18 protein-coding genes and 1 tRNA gene are annotated in these 15,867 nt (G+C 68.4%); 16 read left to right on the top strand and 3 right to left on the bottom strand.

Annotated elements, in window-relative coordinates; genetic code table 11:
• Position 1: 1 nt before the first annotated feature.
• Genes GT358_RS09365 through GT358_RS09375 form a run of 3 tightly spaced genes read left to right on the top strand, consistent with a single transcriptional unit; the run spans position 2 to position 3,275 of the window.
• Entirely contained in the window at positions 2-1,108 is a 1,107-nt protein-coding gene (locus GT358_RS09365; RefSeq protein ID WP_166582342.1) for a glycosyltransferase, read from the top strand.
• On the top strand, positions 1,105-2,193 hold the full coding sequence (locus GT358_RS09370; RefSeq protein WP_166582343.1) for a glycosyltransferase: 1,089 nt from the start codon (positions 1,105-1,107) through the stop codon (positions 2,191-2,193). Before GT358_RS09365 ends, GT358_RS09370 begins: the two co-directional genes overlap by 4 nt.
• Positions 2,190-3,275, top strand: a complete 1,086-nt coding sequence (locus tag GT358_RS09375) for a glycosyltransferase (protein WP_166582344.1) — start codon at positions 2,190-2,192, stop codon at positions 3,273-3,275. Before GT358_RS09370 ends, GT358_RS09375 begins: the two co-directional genes overlap by 4 nt.
• A gap of 13 nt (positions 3,276-3,288) precedes the next feature.
• Here the strand turns inward: GT358_RS09375 and GT358_RS09380 are convergent, their stop codons facing one another.
• Positions 3,289-4,296, bottom strand: coding sequence for an aldo/keto reductase (locus GT358_RS09380; RefSeq protein ID WP_166582345.1), 1,008 nt, complete (start codon positions 4,294-4,296; stop codon positions 3,289-3,291).
• A gap of 122 nt (positions 4,297-4,418) precedes the next feature.
• On the opposite strand from GT358_RS09380, the gene cls reads away from it, so the two are divergent.
• From cls to uvsE, 4 genes are all read left to right on the top strand, one after another.
• The gene (cls, locus tag GT358_RS09385) at positions 4,419-5,858 is read left to right on the top strand and encodes a cardiolipin synthase (protein ID WP_166582346.1); all 1,440 of its coding nucleotides are present in this window, start codon (positions 4,419-4,421) and stop codon (positions 5,856-5,858) included.
• A gap of 8 nt (positions 5,859-5,866) precedes the next feature.
• Positions 5,867-6,571 carry an endonuclease/exonuclease/phosphatase family protein gene (locus GT358_RS09390; protein ID WP_166582347.1) on the top strand — a complete coding sequence of 235 codons (705 nt, stop codon included), beginning with the start codon at positions 5,867-5,869 and terminating at the stop codon, positions 6,569-6,571.
• A gap of 88 nt (positions 6,572-6,659) precedes the next feature.
• Positions 6,660-7,661, top strand: coding sequence for a DHH family phosphoesterase (locus GT358_RS09395; protein ID WP_166582348.1), 1,002 nt, complete (start codon positions 6,660-6,662; stop codon positions 7,659-7,661).
• The gene (gene uvsE / locus GT358_RS09400) at positions 7,658-8,767 is read left to right on the top strand and encodes a UV DNA damage repair endonuclease UvsE (RefSeq protein ID WP_166582349.1); all 1,110 of its coding nucleotides are present in this window, start codon (positions 7,658-7,660) and stop codon (positions 8,765-8,767) included. Before GT358_RS09395 ends, uvsE begins: the two co-directional genes overlap by 4 nt.
• Here the strand turns inward: uvsE and GT358_RS09405 are convergent.
• Positions 8,668-9,522 carry a GNAT family N-acetyltransferase gene (locus GT358_RS09405; protein WP_166582350.1) on the bottom strand — a complete coding sequence of 285 codons (855 nt, stop codon included), beginning with the start codon at positions 9,520-9,522 and terminating at the stop codon, positions 8,668-8,670. The two genes, uvsE and GT358_RS09405, sit on opposite strands and share 100 nt — an antisense overlap.
• A 68-nt stretch (positions 9,523-9,590) precedes the next feature.
• On the opposite strand from GT358_RS09405, the gene msrB reads away from it, so the two are divergent.
• A complete protein-coding gene (gene msrB / locus GT358_RS09410) occupies positions 9,591-9,995 on the top strand; it encodes a peptide-methionine (R)-S-oxide reductase MsrB (protein WP_166582351.1) in 405 nt (134 codons plus the stop codon).
• Positions 9,996-10,006: 11 nt separating this feature from the next.
• On the opposite strand, the gene GT358_RS09415 is transcribed toward msrB, so the two are convergent.
• Positions 10,007-10,459 (bottom strand): outer membrane protein assembly factor BamE, encoded by a 453-nt coding sequence (locus tag GT358_RS09415; RefSeq protein WP_166582352.1) that lies wholly within the window; start codon positions 10,457-10,459, stop codon positions 10,007-10,009.
• A gap of 81 nt (positions 10,460-10,540) precedes the next feature.
• Here GT358_RS09415 and GT358_RS09420 point away from each other — a divergent pair, with 81 nt between their 5' ends.
• The 8 genes from GT358_RS09420 (at position 10,541) to GT358_RS09455 (ending at position 15,867) form a co-directional block, all read left to right on the top strand.
• Positions 10,541-11,074, top strand: coding sequence for a DUF177 domain-containing protein (locus tag GT358_RS09420; RefSeq protein WP_166582353.1), 534 nt, complete (start codon positions 10,541-10,543; stop codon positions 11,072-11,074).
• A gap of 161 nt (positions 11,075-11,235) precedes the next feature.
• Entirely contained in the window at positions 11,236-11,442 is a 207-nt protein-coding gene (gene rpmF, locus GT358_RS09425; protein WP_166582354.1) for a 50S ribosomal protein L32, read from the top strand.
• 19 nt (positions 11,443-11,461) lie between these two features.
• The gene (gene plsX / locus GT358_RS09430) at positions 11,462-12,598 is read left to right on the top strand and encodes a phosphate acyltransferase PlsX (protein ID WP_166582355.1); all 1,137 of its coding nucleotides are present in this window, start codon (positions 11,462-11,464) and stop codon (positions 12,596-12,598) included.
• Positions 12,595-13,566: a beta-ketoacyl-ACP synthase III gene (locus tag GT358_RS09435; RefSeq protein ID WP_166582356.1), complete on the top strand. Its 972-nt coding sequence runs from the start codon at positions 12,595-12,597 to the stop codon at positions 13,564-13,566. Before plsX ends, GT358_RS09435 begins: the two co-directional genes overlap by 4 nt.
• Positions 13,567-13,644: 78 nt before the next feature.
• Positions 13,645-13,947 carry an integration host factor subunit alpha gene (ihfA, locus tag GT358_RS09440; protein ID WP_166582357.1) on the top strand — a complete coding sequence of 101 codons (303 nt, stop codon included), beginning with the start codon at positions 13,645-13,647 and terminating at the stop codon, positions 13,945-13,947.
• A 3-nt stretch (positions 13,948-13,950) separates the two neighbouring features.
• Complete coding sequence (locus GT358_RS09445) at positions 13,951-14,532, top strand: MerR family transcriptional regulator (RefSeq protein ID WP_166582358.1); 582 nt, start codon at positions 13,951-13,953, stop codon at positions 14,530-14,532.
• Between the two features lie 52 nt (positions 14,533-14,584).
• Positions 14,585-14,661 (top strand) — tRNA-Pro (locus GT358_RS09450).
• A 135-nt stretch (positions 14,662-14,796) separates the two neighbouring features.
• A complete protein-coding gene (locus tag GT358_RS09455) occupies positions 14,797-15,867 on the top strand; it encodes a 2'-deoxycytidine 5'-triphosphate deaminase (protein WP_166582359.1) in 1,071 nt (356 codons plus the stop codon).

Consider the following 15,867-nt stretch of genomic DNA (forward strand, 5'->3'; position numbering starts at 1 on the left):
CGTGCGGTTCCTGTTCTACACGCATTCCCTGGTTTCCGACTGGAACCACGGCAATGCGCATTTCCTGCGCGGAGTCCTCCGCGATCTCCTCGCCCGGGGGCACCAGGTCCGCGTTCTCGAGCCCGCCGGATCCTGGAGCCGCGCCAACCTCATCGCCGAAGGAGGCCCCGCAGCGGAGGCGGCGTTTGCGCAAGCGTTTCCGATGCTGCGCTCCGAACGCTACGACGAGACATTCGACCACGAGGGGGCCGCTGCAGAGGCGGACATCGTCCTTGTGCACGAATGGACCGACCCGCAGATCATCGGGAGGCTTGGACGCGCCCGCGCACAGGGAGGCCGGTTCGTCCTGCTCTTTCACGACACCCACCACCGCGCGGTCTCGGCAGAGCGCGAGATCGGGGGAATGGATCTGTCGGGGTACGATGCCGTCCTTGCTTTCGGGGAGTCGCTGCGCGAGCGCTATCTGCGGGCAGGCTGGGGTCGTCGCTGCTACACTTGGCACGAGGCCGCCGACGACGCCCTGTTCAGGCCTCTGACCGGAGAGCCGCAGAAGGCCGATCTGATCTGGATCGGCAACTGGGGCGACGGGGAACGCTCGCGCGAGCTGGTCGAGTTCCTTGTCGAACCCGTCCGGCAGCTCGGACTGAAGGCCGCCGTTCACGGCGTGCGCTACCCCGACGAGGCGCAGGCTCTGCTGGCGGAGGCGGGGATCGCCTATCGCGGCTGGCTGCCCAACGCGGAGGCGCCGCGCGCCTTCGCGGCCCACCGGGTGACCGTCCATGTGCCACGCCGTCCCTATGTGGAAGCCCTCCCCGGCATTCCCACGATCCGCCCGTTCGAGGCGCTGGCCTGCGGCATTCCCTTGGTCTCCGCACCATGGACGGATGCAGAGGGTCTGTTCCGGCCGGGCGATTTTCTCTGGGCCCGGACCGGCGAGGAGATGGCTCGCCATCTGCGCAACCTCGTTCACGATGCCGATCTGCGGGCGGACCTCTCGCGCCGCGGCCTGGAGACGATCCGCGCCCGCCACACCTGCCGCCACCGTGTTGACGAGCTGTTCGCCATCCTGCGCGACATGGATGTGGCCGCTGTCATGGAGAATGCATGAAGATCGCCTTCTACGGCTCGAGCCTCCTCAGCGCCTACTGGAACGGTGCGGCAACCTATTACCGGGGGATGATCCGTGCCCTGGCCGCGCGGGGCTACGCCACCACGTTCTACGAACCCGACGTGTACGATCGGCAAAGCCATCGGGACATGGACCCGCCGCATTGGGCGGAGGTCGTGGTCTATTCCGGAACGGTGGAGGATCTGCGGCGCGTTGCCGCCCTTGCGGCCGATGCCGACATCGTGGTCAAGGCCTCCGGTGTCGGGTACGAGGATGACTGCCTGCTCGAGGCGACCATGGCCAGCGCCAGGGCCGATGCCCTCAAGGTCTTCTGGGATGTCGATGCGCCGGCCACGCTCGCGGAACTGCGCTCCACCCCGGATCATCCCCTTCGGCAGATCCTGCCGACGCTCGATCTGGTGCTGACCTATGGCGGCGGCGATCCGGTCGTCCGGGCCTACCGGGACCTGGGAGCACGGGACTGCGTGCCGATCTACAACGCGCTCGATCCCCAGACACATCATCCGGTGCCGCCAGATCCGCGTTTTGCAGCCGACCTCGCATTCCTCGGCAATCGGCTGCCCGACCGCGACGCGCGCGTGGCCGAGTTCTTTCTGGGCCCGGCCGCCTCCCTGCCCCATCGGCGCTTCCTTCTCGGAGGGTCGGGCTGGGGCGATGTGACCATGAGCCCGAACGTCCGGTGCCTGGGCCATGTGCCCACGGCAGACCACAACGCCCTGAACTGCACGCCGCGCCTCGTTCTGAACGTGGCCCGCGACAGCATGGCCCGGACCGGCTACTCGCCGGCGACGCGGGTCTTCGAGGCGACCGGCGCCGGCGCCTGCCTGATTACCGACCACTGGGAGGGGATCGAACTGTTCTTCGAGCCCGGAGAGGAGATCCTCGTCGCCCGCGACGGCACGGACGTGGCCGCCCTGACCGAGGAGATCACGCCCGCCGCCGCACGCCGGATCGGCCAGGCCGCCCTGCGGCGCGCCCTCTCCGAGCACACCTACGAGCAGCGGGCCGCTCAGGCCGACGCGATCTTCCGCGAACGTCTCGGCGCGAAGGCGGAGAAGGGATGATGGCGCCGCTGGACATCGCCGTGTTCGGATTGTCGGTCACCTCGTCGTGGGGCAACGGCCACGCAACCACGTTCCGCGCTCTTCTGGGAGGCCTCAGGGCGAACGGTCATCGCGTCCTCTTCCTGGAACGCGACATGCCCTGGTATGCCGGCAACCGCGACCTTCCCGATCCCGGCTTCTGCGAACTCGTCCTCTATGACGACCCGGTCTTAGCAATCGAGCGCCATGCGGAGCGGCTCCGCCGCGCCGATGCGGTCATCGTGGGGTCGTTTGTCCCGGACGGCGTGGGTGTGATCGACCGGCTGGCTTCTCTCGGCCTGCGGGCGCTTCTGTTCTACGACATCGACACGCCAGTCACGCTCGCCGGTCTCGAGCAAGGTCGCGAGGACTACCTCGCCCGCCGGCAGATCCCGCTGTTCGACGCCTACCTGTCCTTTGCCGGAGGACCGGTCCTCCAGCGGCTGGAGACGAACTACGGGGCTCGCCGGGCCTTGCCGTTGTACTGTTCTGTCGATCCGCAGAGCTATTCCTTCGATCCTGGCATCACCAAGCGCTGGGATCTCGGCTATCTCGGGACCTACAGCGACGACCGGCAGCCAACCCTCGAGCGCCTTCTGCTGGAGCCCGCACGGAGGCTGCCACAGATGCGGTTCGTCGTGGCGGGACCCCAGTATCCGTCCGGCATCGACTGGCCGGAGAATGTCGAGCGGATGGAGCATCTTCCGCCCGATCGGCATGGCGGCTTCTACAACGCGCAACGCTTCACGCTGAACGTGACCCGCAGCGCTATGCGTGCCATGGGCTGGTCGCCTTCCGTGCGGCTGTTCGAGGCAGCGGCCTGCGGCACTCCGGTCATCTCCGATCGGTGGGACGGCCTGTCGGATCTTCTTCCGGATGGCGAGGCCATCGTCATCGCGGACGATACCGAGGCCGTGGTGGCAACACTCACCGCCATGGCGGAGGAGCAGCGCGCCGCCATGGGCGCGGCAGCGCGCCGCCTCGTTCTCGACGGGCATACCGGCGAAGCTAGGGCGCGGGAATTTGTGGCCGCCATCTCCGAACTCCAGCGAGGGCGGAATTGATGGCGGGTCCGGTTCACCAGCGCTGGTGAACGTGGGGAGCGATCCGGCGGCGATAGATCTCTGCGACCGCCGACATCGTCTCCGGCGACAGCGGCGGCAGGGCTCCGGCCCGCGTGTTGGCGCGCGCTTGGTCGGCATTCCGGGCACCGGGGATGACCACCGTCACGGCATCGTTCATCAGACACCAGCGGAGCGCGACCTGCGCCATCGGCCAATCCGCGGGCAGGACCGAGCGCACCTCCTCCACGGCGGCGAGGGCGACCTCGAAGGGCACGCCTGCAAAGGTCTCGCCCACATCGAAGGCCTCGCCATGGCGGTTGAACCGGCGGTGATCGTCGTCGGCAAAGCGCGTCTGCGCCGTGATGCGTCCGGCCAGCAATCCGCTGGCCAGGGGAACACGCGCGATCATGGCAACGCCCTTCTCCCTCGCGCGCGGCAGGAAGAGGTCCGCCGGGCGCTGGCGGAACATGTTCCAGATGATCTGGACCGACGCGACCGACGGGAACTCGATGGCCTTCAGCCCCTCCTCGACCTTCTCGACCGAGACCCCGTAGTGGCGGATCACTCCCCGTTCCGCCATGGATTCGAGTGCTTCAAAGACCTCGGGCATGTAATAGACCGCCGTGGGCGGGCAATGGAGCTGGACGAGATCCAGACGATCCATTCCGAGGTTGGCCCGGCTCCGATCGACGAAGGACGCCATGGCTTCGGCCGTGTAGCCTTCGGCGCGGTGGGGATCGAGCCTGCGGCCAAGCTTCGTTGCCACCACGGGTCTGCCTTCGCCCGGCTCCGCGTCCAGGACACCTCGCTCCGCCAAGACCCGGCGGATCAGCCGTTCGGAGCGGCCGTCGCCATAGACATCGGCGGTATCGATAAAATCCGCACCCTCGTCGAGGGCGGCATGCAGCGCGGCCCGGGCATCCGCTTCGGAAACCTCGCCCCAGGAGCCGCCGATGGCCCACGCTCCGAAACCGATCCCGCCGACCGTCCAGCCCGTCCGTCCGAACCGTCGCTGCATCATCCGGCCCCCTCCCGCCCCCTCGGCACTGTGGCGGGACGTGCCGAAAAGGCAAGCCCGATCAATCCTCTTGCGATCCGGGATCGGCCCGTCCAACGATGCGGGACAGAGCCGCGGAACCGACCATGTCCTATGTGACCATCGGCCTGACGATCTATGTCGTTGCGGTCGCTGCCTACATCGTGTCCGAGAATCGCCGTCCCCAGTCGGCTTTCGCCTGGCTGTTTCTGTTCATCACCCTGCCGCTTGGCGGTCTCATCATCTACATCCTGTTCGGCAGGATGCGGGGCGGGGTCGGTCGCACGCGCCGGCTGATCCGCCAGAACCTACCCGGCCATCTGAACGCGACGCTGGCCCGCGCCTGGGACGAACACGCTGCCGCCATCGCCGCCATGGACGAGGCCCCGACCCTCTGGAGACGGCTGACGAACCTGGTCCACGCGGCATCGCAGGCCACAGTGACGACGTCCAACGGGGTCGAAGTCCTGATCGACGCCGAGGCGATGTATCCGCGGCTTCTCGACGACATCAAGTCCGCCCGACGGTCGATCCATCTGCAATACTACATCTGGCGACCTGACGCCCTGGGGGAGCGGCTGCGGGCCCTGCTCACCGCCAAGGCGGCACAGGGCGTGGAGGTGCGGGTTCTCTACGACCCGGTCGGCTCGTTCGGACTGCGCATGGCCCTCTATGTCCGTCGCATGCGCCGCGGAGGAGTGGACATGCGGCCGTCCTCGCCGCTCTGGCGCGTCCACACCATCTCCTACCGCAACCACCGGAAGATCGCGGTGATCGATGGCCGGGTCGGCTATACGGGCGGGCTCAACATCGGACAGGAGCACCTCCGACCCGGTCGCGGGCTGGCCCGCTGGCGGGATACCCATCTCCGGTTGACCGGCCTGGGGGTGCGAGTGCTGCAATCGGTGTTCGCCGTGGATTGGTCCAACGCGACGCACGGTCCCCTTCTGCCGGCCGAGCACTTTCCCCCGCTGTCGCCGGAGGAGGATGAGGCGTTCACCCCGCTTCAGCTCGTCGTGTCCGGGCCCGACTCCGAATGGCGCGCCATCCGCCAGCAGTATTTCGGCATGATCATCGGCGCACGCAAACGGGTGCGCATCCAGACGCCCTATTTCATTCTCGAGGAATCGCTGGCCGAAGCCCTCAAGGCCGCGGCCTTGGCCGGCTTGGACGTGTCCGTGATGGTGACGGCCGACGGGCCCGACCAGAGGATCGTGTACTGGGCCGCGCAGACCTACCTCGCCGAAGTCGCCGCGGCGGGCGTGGAGGTGCTGCTCTACGAAGGAGGCTTTCTTCATGCCAAGACGGTGGTCACGGACGGGGAGGTGGCGTCCATCGGCTCGGGCAACTGGGACATCCGGTCGTTTTCCATCAACTACGAACTCAACGCGCTGATCTACGATCCCGTTGTGGCCGGTCAGCTCGAATCGGCCTACGATGCTGACCGCGCGTGGTGCCGCCGCTTCGATCCGGACGCCTATCGGTCGGGGCCGCGCCTGCTGCAGTTCCGGGATTCGATGGCCCGGCTCGTCTCGCCGCTCCTCTGAGGCGTGCCATGGCAAGGGGGCGGGTCCGGATCGCGAGTTACAACATCCGCAAGGCGGTCGGCCTCGACTGGAAGAGGCGACCGGACCGGATCCTGGCAGTGCTCGACGAGATCGGCGCCTCCGTGGTCGCCCTTCAGGAGGCCGACAAGCGTCTGGGCAACCGTCCTGCCGCCTTGCCGCACGTCCTGCTGGAGACGCATGGCCGCTGGCGACCGCTCGATCCGGGTCCGGGTCCGTCTCTGGGCTGGCACGGCAACGCGATCCTGCTCTCCGACGGCGTGGAGGGCGAGGTCGCCCAGTGTCTGTCCCTGCCCGGCCTCGAGCCGCGGGGGGCGTTCCTGGCACGCGTGACCCTGCCATCGGGCTGGCGCTTTCTGCTGGTCGCGACCCATCTGGGACTCGATCAGGCGTCCCGCCGGCGGCAGATGGCGGCGATCCTCGATGCAGCACGGGCCGAGCGGCTGCCTTTCGTCCTCGCCGGAGACCTGAACACGCCCCGGCCCGAGCGTCTCTTCGGCACGCCCGATCCGAAGCTGCGAGTCGTCACTCCGGGGCCGAGCTTCCATGCCTCCCGGCCCGTGGTGGCGCTCGATCACCTGATCGTCGGTCGATATGTCCGCGTCGAGACGAGCGGCGTTCACCTCTCCCCGCTGTCGCGGGTCGCCTCCGACCATCTGCCGGTCTGGGCCGAACTGATCGTGCCGCGCCGGTGAACCGATTGGCCAGGAGACCCGTTATCAGGCCATGACAGCGCCGATCAGAGATCCCGGCCTCCGTCTGGCCAACCGGTTCCGGGAGGCCATGTCTTTTGTGGACCGGGACGATCCGGTGGCCCTGCTCGGCCATTTCGATGCGGACGGGCTGTCCGCCATGGCGATCCTCCACCGCATGCTGGCGCGGGCCGGGTGGGGGGTCTGGCCGCGGATCGTCGGACGCGGCGAACGGGTCTGGTCCGATCCGCTGCGCACCGAGGTCATGGGTCGTGCGCCCGGCGGAGTGATCGTCCTCGATCTGGGCGTCGAGGCGGGCGTCGTCTTTCCCGGCATCCCCACCATCATCATCGACCATCACGTGCCGCGCGGTTCGCCCGAAGGTGCGCTGATCCTGTCGGGCTACGGGCTGGAGCCGCAACCGACCACATCCCTTCTGACCTGGTGGGCCGCGACCGCCCTCGGCCCGGCCGAGGATCTGCTCTGGCTTGCCGCGATCGGGCTGATCGGCGACATGGCCGACCGGGCGGGCTTTCCCGAAATGGATCGGGCGAATGCCCGGTGGGGCAAGACTGCACTGCGCGACGCCGCGGCCCTTCTCAACGCTCCCAGGCGCTCGGCCAGCGGGGACGCGACCCCTGCCCTCCGGCTCCTCATGCGCTGCGACGGTCCCAGGGACATCCTGTCGGGCGACCACCCGGAAACGGCCCGGTTGCTGGCCGCCCGGGACGAAGTCCGCGCCGCCACGGAAGCGGCCCGCAGGGTGCCCCCAGTGATCCGGGGGGACATCGCCCTCATCGAGCTGGACACCCCCTGTCAGATCCATCCCCTGGTTGCGCAATCCTGGAAGGGGCGTCTGCGCGACCGGATCGTGATCGTCGCCAATCGCGGCTACCGGGATGGCTGGGTCCACTTCGCCGCGCGAACGGCGCGGCCGGTGGACCTCACCCGGTTCCTGGCCGCCCACCGGCCGAGTGGCGCGGGAGACGAATACGGGGGCGGCCATGCGGCGGCGTCAGGGGGCGCGCTGCGGCCCGAGGCCTGGACCGAGTTCCTCGAGCGCATCGGGTTCGGCGAGGCTGTCGCCCCATGAGCGGCACCAGACCGCTCCGGCTCGGATTTCCGGTGAAGATCATGGGCCGCCCGGGACTCAAGAGCAACGACACCCGGCGTTGGCAGCAGAACCCGCACCTGCGGGTCTCGCTGGAGCATCTCCATCGCGTCCTGGACTACCTGGGCGAGGTCGGAATTTCGATGTATCGGATGAGCTCCGATCTGGCGCCCTATGCCACGCATCCGGACATGCCGCAGTTCCACCGCATGGTGGAGGAGGCCGATGCCGATCTCGCCGCCTTTGGACTCCGCGCCCGGAGCATGGATCTGCGACTGTCCTTTCACCCCTCCCAGTTCGTCCTGTTGAACAGTCCCGACCATGCCCTCACCGACAAGAGCATCTGGGATCTCGCATCGCAGGCGGAGATGCTGGACCGGATGGGACTGGGCCCCGAAGCGGTCGTCGTCACGCATGTGGGCGGAACCTACGGCGACCATGCAGCCAGCCGCGCCCGGTGGATCAGGGGCTACGAACGCTGCCCCTCCCATGTGCGAGAAAGGCTCGTGCTCGAGAACGACGACCTGCGTTTCTCGGCGAGCGACGTCCTCTGGATCCATGAGCGGTGCGGGGTGCGCCTCGTGTTCGACTACCAGCACTTCTGGTGCCTCAACCCGGAGCGTGCAGACCTGAGGGCGACGGTCGAAGCCTTCGTCGGGTCGTGGCCCGACGGGGTGCGGCCGAAGATCCACTTCTCGTCTCCGCGCACCGAACTGCGCGAGATCAAGCGCAAGGTCACCGATCGGGAGCGCGAAGCCGCCAAGGCAGGAGCGGCACCGTCCGGTGCTCCCACGCTGGAGCCGGTGACAGCGACCTCGCGGGTCAAGACCGTGCTGCTCCCGCCGGTGTGGACGGGGCACGCCGACTACACCAACCCGTTCGAGTTCGCGACCTTCATGCGGGCCATGAAAGGGGTCGAGTTCGACGTGATGCTCGAGGCCAAGGCCAAGGACCTGAGCCTGCTGCGCCTCCGCTCCGATCTGGTGCGCTATGCCCCAGACGTGGCCGAACGGTTCGGCCTGTCCGCGACCGACCTGATCGAGGACAGCGACCCGTCTGCCGAGGAGCCGCTCGCCTCTGCCGGATAGACCATCGGCGCGAGCAGGGAGCCTAGCGCCCGGAGCGTCCGCAGCCTGCCCGGAGGGATGCGGCGCCGTTCGAGCACGACCAGGACATGCAACGTGTCGAGCGTCGGGTCGGGGACCGCATGATCGCTGACCCAGCAGCCCAGGGCGCAGTAGGTGCGGAGCAGGGGCGGCAGGGCCTGCAGCGCGTCCGGCGGAGGCGGCGGCCCCGGGACCGCGAGCGGCACGGCGTCTCGCACCCTGGGGCGGGGTGCCCAGAGCGCAGGCGGCCGATGACGCTCCGCCAGATAGGCGAGAGCGTGGCGATGGCGTGCCGGCTCCGACCCTTCGAACGACGCGCAGCCGAACAGGGCCTCCGCCGCTGCATGGTCTGCGGCGAGGGCGATCCCGGCCAGAACTGCCCTCAGGACCTCGGGTCCGGCCCCGACCCGGACACAGAGCCGTCCCACCTCGAGAAGGCGGCCCGGGTGCCGCGCGAGCCGGTCGAGATCGTAGAATCCGGCGGCGTAGCTGTCGCCGATCTGACGCCCGGACGGAAAGGCGCGCAGCCGCGCGGTGCCGACGAGGTCGCCCTGCTCCGTCAGGACCAGGAGATGGCAGCAATGCTCGTCGTGCCCGTCGGCATCGAGCCCGGCGGGACGGTGAGGCAACCCGCGCTGCTCGATAAAGCGACCATGCCGCAGCCGTTGCGCCGCGGCGACCCACTCGCCCGACGTGACAAAGCCGAGGCGCAGCCGCCCTCCAGCGGCGTCAGCCACCGATGCGGCCTTGGCGCTCGGGCCGACGCCTCCTACATGTCGGCGGGCTGGTGACAACGGGATGGATCATGGACAAGATCGTCAAGAGCGACGAGGAATGGCGGCGCGAACTGTCGCCCGAGGCGTATCGCATCACCCGGCAGCACGGGACTGAGCGGCCATTCTCCAACGATCGCTTTCCGAAGGCGCCGGGAACCTTCCGATGCGTCGCGTGCGGTCTGCCGCTGTTTGACGCGGCGACCAAGTACGACAGCGGCTCCGGCTGGCCCTCGTTCTGGAAGCCCCTGAGCGAGCAGGTCGTGGAGGAGACGGAGGACCGGTCGCTCGGGATGGTCCGGACGGAGGTGCATTGCGCCCGCTGCGAATCCCATCTGGGGCACGTGTTCCCTGATGGACCGGAGCCGACGGGCCTGCGCTACTGCATCAACGGCGCCGCTCTTCGGTTCGAACCCGCGTCGGAGAGCCGGACCTGACGGATCTGGCGTCATTCCCCATCGCCGAACAGGGTACCGGCATCGAGTCGGCCGACATTGCCCAGAAGCTGCCGCAGGAAGGTCTGGTCCGCGAACACGCCGGGCGTCACCCGTCGCGACAGCGGAATGACCCGGCCGCGCTCGAGGCCGAAGCGCTCCACCGCCCCGAGAGTGCCGTTGGGTGCGAAGCTGAGCGCCAGCACCTCCCGGCGGACTTCCTCCGGCGGCAGCGGGCCGAAATATCGCACCCGGCGACCGACATAATAGAAGGTCCGTTGATCCAGAAGCGGCTCGATCGTCGGACGGCCCAGCTTGGCAACGACCGTCTCGCGCGTATCCTGCCCGATGGCGAGCGTGGCAAGGTCGGTTTCGGACGGGGCAAAGCCGTGGTTGCGGTACAGGGGCTGACAACCCGACAAGGCGAGTGCCGCTCCAAGGGCGACCGCCAGCCATACGACCTTCATGCCCTGTTCCCTCGTCCTGCGCGGTGCCGCTGTCTCCGGGGCTTACGCCATGCCGCCCCCCCCTTCAAGAAAGGAAGCGCGATGAGCGATTCTCCTCCCGCGAGCGAACCCGTCGTACGCCTGCGCGATCGACGCCGGAGGGAGCCATTGCCGTTCCGGCTCGAGCCTGACGCGGATCAGAGATCCGTCCTGGCCGAACGGCTGGGCCTGCGCGGGCTGCGCAAGCTGCGCTTTGCGGGCACGCTGACACCGGAAGGGGCAGCCGACTGGCGCCTCGATGCGGAGCTGGGCGCCACGGTGGTTCAGGATTGCGGGGTCACTCTCGACCCGGTTGTCACACGGATCGAAGAGGATGTGGTCCGCCGCTACCTCAGCGACCTTCCTCCCCCTCCCCCGGGCGAGACCGAGATGCCGGAGGACGAGACGGCCGAGCCCCTGCCCTCGGCGCTCGATCTGCGGGAGGTGATGGCAGAAGCGCTGAGCCTTGCGCTCCCCCCCTTTCCGCGATCGGCTGGCCTGGCGGAGGAGGTGGTCGTCGTGGACGCCATCGACCCCGAGCCGGCTGCGACCCACCCCTTTGCCGCGCTCCGGAACAGGATCGGGCGGTCGGATTGACGGAATGTCCTTGCGTTCGGCCGCAAAGTCGCTAGGGTCCGCGGCTTCCGCAACGGCTCGACAAAGCAGGATTGAGGGCTTAAGGCCCCGACGCTCGCGAGTCGTCGCACGCTTGAATCGCCCGGGCCATGTGCCCCGGCCCATGAAGTCGAGGTTGTCACATGGCCGTTCCGCAGAACAAGGTCTCCAAGTCGCGCCGCGACATGCGCCGCGCCCATGATTTCCTGGTCGCAGCCAATCCCAACGAGTGCTCGAACTGTGGTGAGCTGAAGCGCCCCCACCATGTCTGCCCGTCCTGCGGCCATTACGACGGCCGCGAGGTTGTCGCGCAGCAATCCGACGCGCTGATCGACGACGACGCAGCCTGAACACGGCGAACGAAGCGGCATGACACGCGCCCGGCCGGATCATGAGGCCGCGCGGCAGGCGACGGGAGATGTCGTGCTGTCTCTCGACGCCATGGGCAGCGACAACGGTCCGGCCGCCGTCGTGGCCGGTCTGTACCAGTTCCTGAAGGAGCAGCCGGACGCCAAGGTGCTGCTCCATGGACCGCAGGAAACCCTGCATCCGCTGGCGCAGCCGCTGGGAGAGCGGGTGCGGCTGGTCCATGCCGACGGTGTCGTCGCCATGACCGACAAGCCCAGTCAGGTCATGCGTCGGGGACGGGACACCTCCATGTGGTCGGCGATCGACGCCCTACGCGAAGGTGAGGCGCAGGCGGCTGTCTCGTGCGGCAATACCGGTGCCCTGATGGCCGTCGCCATGCTCCGGCTGCGGCGCGCCGAAGGGGTCAACCGCCCCGCCATCGCCTGCCTGTGGCCGTCCCGCAACCCTTCGGGCTTCAACGTGATGCTGGATGTCGGAGCCGACATCCGGGCCGATGCCGAGGACCTGCTGGCCTATGCGTTCATGGGGGCCGCCTATGCGCGGCAGGGGCTGGGAACACCGCGTCCACGGGTCGGCCTGCTCAATGTGGGAACAGAGGAGCACAAGGGCCGTCCGGAACTCCGCGAGGCTCACGAACTGCTGAGCGAGGCGGCAGGCAAGGGCGATTTCACCTATGTCGGCTTTGTGGAAGGTGGCGATATCCCCTCCGAGATGGTCGATGTGGTGGTGACCGACGGGTTCACCGGCAACGTGGCGCTCAAGACTGGTGAGGGAACGGCGCGCCTGATCTCCGGGCTGCTGCGCGAGGCGCTGACTGCAGGTCCCCTGGGCATGGCGGCGGCCCTGCTGGCTCGCGCGCAGCTTGGGCGCCTCCAGCGGCGCATCGATCCGCGGCGGGTCAATGGCGGCGTCTTTCTCGGTCTGAACGGCACCGTCATCAAGAGCCACGGCTCCGCAGACGCCACAGGGGTGGCGGCCGCCCTCCGGCTCGCCTATCGGCTGGCAGCCGCAGGCTTTGCCCAAGGAATCGCGGCGCAGGTTGCATCGGCCGCTGCCCTCGCCCAAGATGCCGCAAAGCTGCGGGACGGCATCGCGCCGGATGCCCCCGCGGACGTGGCAGAGGCAGGCAGGGCATGACGACACGGGCGGTCGTCCGGGGGGTAGGACATTACCTGCCGGCCAAGGTGGTCCCGAACGCGGCCTTCGAGGACACTCTCGACACGAGCGACGAGTGGATCCGGACGCGGACGGGGATCGAGCGGCGGCGCTTCGCAGCCGAAGGCGAGACCACGTCCACCATGGCAGCCGAAGCCGCGAGGCGCGCCCTGGATGCCGCAGGGCTGACGGCCGACGAGGTGGATGCCGTCATCGTTGCGACATCGACCCCGGACCTGACGTTTCCGTCCGCCGCCACAATGGTGCAGAGCGCGCTCGGCATGCGGCGCGGCTTCGCCTTCGACCTTCAGGCCGTCTGCGCGGGCTTCGTCTATGCGCTGGCCACTGCCAATGCGCTGCTCGTCGCCGGACAGGCGCGGCGCATCCTCGTGATCGGCGCCGAGACGTTCTCGAAGATCCTGGACTGGACGGATCGCAGCACCTGCGTGCTCTTCGGCGACGGCGCAGGTGCGCTCGTGCTCGAGGCGCAGACCGGCGCGGGCACTGCAGGGGATCGGGGCATCCTCGCCTGCGATCTGCACTCCGACGGCGCCTTCCGGGATCTTCTGTATGTGGATGGCGGAGTGTCCACGGGACGGACCGGAGTCCTCCGCATGGAGGGCCGGGAAGTCTTCCGCCATGCGGTGGAGAAGCTCGCCGACACGGCCGAGGCCGCGCTGGGACAGATCGGGCTCTCGGGTGCGGACGTGGACTGGATCGTGCCGCATCAGGCCAATCTGCGGATCATCAAGGCCACGGCGCAGCGCATGGGCGTCCCGCTCGAACGCGTGGTCGTCACCGTCCAGGATCACGGAAACACCTCTGCCGCCTCCATCCCGCTGGCGCTCTCCACGGGGGTCGAGCGTGGTCAGATCCGGCAGGGCGACCTGCTGGTGACCGAAGCGATCGGCGGCGGATTGGCTTGGGGCGCTGTGATTCTTCGCTGGTAGAGCAGCGTTCCCTCACGGCAGCGCGATTGACCGTGAGGGTCCGCTCGCCTAATGTCGACGCATGGCAGGGGGATCCGAATGTCCGACAAGACATTGACTCGTATGGAACTTGCCGATGCCGTCCACCGCGAGGTGGGATTGTCCCGCAACGACAGCGCCGCGCTGGTCGAGTCGATCTTGGCTCACATCTCGGATGCCCTCGTCCGCGGCGAAACGGTCAAGATCAGTTCGTTCGGCACCTTCATGGTGCGCGACAAGGCCGCGCGCGTCGGCCGAAATCCCAAGACCGGCGAAGAGGTGCCGATCCACCCGCGGCGGGTTCTGACGTTCCGATCGTCCCAGCAGATGCGTGAGCGGGTGGCCCAAGGCAACCGGAGCTGATCCATGAGCAAGTCGCCGGATGCCTTTCGCACGATCAGCGAGGTGGCGGCCACGCTCGAGACGCCGCCGCATGTCCTCCGCTTCTGGGAATCCCGCTTCAAGGAGGTCCGCCCCGTCAAGCGGGCAGGCGGGCGACGCTACTATCGCCCCGAGGACGTTGCCCTCTTGGCCGGGATCAAGGCGCTGCTCCACGAGCATCACATGAGCATCGCCGGCGTTCAGAAACTCCTGAAGGAGAAGGGTGCCCGCCACGTGGCGCTTCTGTCTTCGCTGCCGTGGGACGCAGCCGCCATCCCGGAAGACTCGCCCGGGGACGATCAGGCGGCAGCCGTGATCGTCGGACCCTGGCCCCGGGCAAGGCCCGGCGACGCTCCCTCGCCGGACGATCCGGGCCAGCCGGAGCCCTGCGCCGACCGGGCAGACACGGAGGGGAAGGATCGCGCCGGCACCTATGACGTGGCGCGGCTGCACCGCGCCCTCAAGGCCGCCGATGCGGATCGCCTGCGCTGCCACGCGCCGCGGATCGCCGTCCTGGCTGCCCGCCTGCGCGAGGCCATCAGCCGCAGCACCGGCGCCGTCCACTGACGTTCCTTCCCCCCTTGCACCTCCCGGCTGAATCGCTATGACGGCGCGGTGTCGGGCTATAGCGCAGTCTGGTAGCGCGTCCGTCTGGGGGGCGGGAGGTCGCAGGTTCAAGTCCTGCTAGCCCGACCATAGAACCCTCCCCCATCCTCACCCCGGCACCAGGCGTCCCTGCAACGCTGGCGGTCGCGCGGCCGACATCTGCATGTCTCCCCATCTTGACTCCGGTCCGCACTGTCCGGTCTCTCGCGTGAGAAGCACAGGAGGATGCGCGTGCCCGTTCTGCCGAGCCAGCAGCTCCGCATCTTGATCGCGCAGGGCGTGATCGACGCAGACCCGGCCATCGCGGAGGATCAGGTCCAGCCTGCATCGCTCGACCTCCGGCTCGGGTCCTTCGCTGTCCGTGTTCGCGCATCCTTTCTGCCGGGCCAGGGCCGGGAGGTTCAGGACCGCATCAGGGACCTGGAGATGCATCGTTTCGACCTGACGGCGGGAGCGGTCCTCGAGCGCGGTTGCGTGTATCTGATTCCGCTGGCCGAACGGCTTGCTTTGCCCGGCCACGTCGATGCGGTCGCAAACGCCAAGTCGTCCACCGGGCGGCTCGATCTTCTCACGAGGACCGTCTGCGACGGAGGCACGGAGTTCGACCGGATACCCAGGGGCTATACGGGGCGGCTCTGGGCAGAGGTCTGTCCCCGGTCATTTGCCGTGCTCGTCCGGGCCGGCATGCGTCTGAACCAGTTGCGTCTCCGGTCCGGCGAGGTCCGGCTCGACGACGACGCTCTGGAACGGCTGCACGTCGCCAGCCCCATCGTGCGCGGCGCGGAAGCGCGGATTGCGGATGGCCTGGCCTTCTCGGTCGATCTCTCGGGTGGCGGTCGCGTCGGCTGGCGCGCCCGGCCCCATGCCGGTGTCATCGATCTCGACCGGATCGGCCACTACGACCCGGCAGCCTTCTGGGAAGATGTGCGTGCCGAGGACGGACGGATCATCCTCGACCCCGGCGCCTTCTACATCCTGATGAGCCGCGAGGCTGTGAGCATTCCTCCCCGGTTCGCCGCCGAGATGGCGCCGTTCCTCGCCATGGTCGGAGAGTTCCGGGTCCACTATGCCGGGTTCTTCGATCCCGGCTTTGGCTGGACCACACCATCGCGCGCCGTTCTGGAAGTGCGCTGCCACGAGGCTCCCTTTGCGCTGGAACATGGTCAGATCGTTGGCAAGCTCCTGTTCGAGAGAATGGAGGAGGAGCCGGATCGCCTTTATGGCAGCAGCATCGCCAGTCATTATCAGGGGCAGGCGCTGAAGCTGTCCAAGCACTTCCTGGCGCCCGACCCCTGA

The sequence above is a fragment of the Rubellimicrobium sp. CFH 75288 genome (genome assembly GCF_009904055.1).
Taxonomy (GTDB): Bacteria; Pseudomonadota; Alphaproteobacteria; order Rhodobacterales; family Rhodobacteraceae; genus Rubellimicrobium.

Coding starts and splice junctions, on each gene's coding strand:
- cls (WP_166582346.1), top strand. CDS start 4,419: ATGTCCTATGTGACCATCGGCCTGACGATCTATGTCGTTGCGGTCGCT.
- rpmF (WP_166582354.1), top strand. CDS start 11,236: ATGGCCGTTCCGCAGAACAAGGTCTCCAAGTCGCGCCGCGACATGCGC.
- ihfA (WP_166582357.1), top strand. CDS start 13,645: ATGTCCGACAAGACATTGACTCGTATGGAACTTGCCGATGCCGTCCAC.
- GT358_RS09380 (WP_166582345.1), bottom strand. CDS start 4,296: ATGATGCAGCGACGGTTCGGACGGACGGGCTGGACGGTCGGCGGGATC.
- GT358_RS09445 (WP_166582358.1), top strand. CDS start 13,951: ATGAGCAAGTCGCCGGATGCCTTTCGCACGATCAGCGAGGTGGCGGCC.
- GT358_RS09370 (WP_166582343.1), top strand. CDS start 1,105: ATGAAGATCGCCTTCTACGGCTCGAGCCTCCTCAGCGCCTACTGGAAC.
- GT358_RS09390 (WP_166582347.1), top strand. CDS start 5,867: ATGGCAAGGGGGCGGGTCCGGATCGCGAGTTACAACATCCGCAAGGCG.
- GT358_RS09375 (WP_166582344.1), top strand. CDS start 2,190: ATGATGGCGCCGCTGGACATCGCCGTGTTCGGATTGTCGGTCACCTCG.
- msrB (WP_166582351.1), top strand. CDS start 9,591: ATGGACAAGATCGTCAAGAGCGACGAGGAATGGCGGCGCGAACTGTCG.
- GT358_RS09395 (WP_166582348.1), top strand. CDS start 6,660: ATGTCTTTTGTGGACCGGGACGATCCGGTGGCCCTGCTCGGCCATTTC.
- GT358_RS09415 (WP_166582352.1), bottom strand. CDS start 10,459: ATGAAGGTCGTATGGCTGGCGGTCGCCCTTGGAGCGGCACTCGCCTTG.
- plsX (WP_166582355.1), top strand. CDS start 11,462: ATGACACGCGCCCGGCCGGATCATGAGGCCGCGCGGCAGGCGACGGGA.
- GT358_RS09435 (WP_166582356.1), top strand. CDS start 12,595: ATGACGACACGGGCGGTCGTCCGGGGGGTAGGACATTACCTGCCGGCC.
- uvsE (WP_166582349.1), top strand. CDS start 7,658: ATGAGCGGCACCAGACCGCTCCGGCTCGGATTTCCGGTGAAGATCATG.
- GT358_RS09420 (WP_166582353.1), top strand. CDS start 10,541: ATGAGCGATTCTCCTCCCGCGAGCGAACCCGTCGTACGCCTGCGCGAT.
- GT358_RS09455 (WP_166582359.1), top strand. CDS start 14,797: ATGCGCGTGCCCGTTCTGCCGAGCCAGCAGCTCCGCATCTTGATCGCG.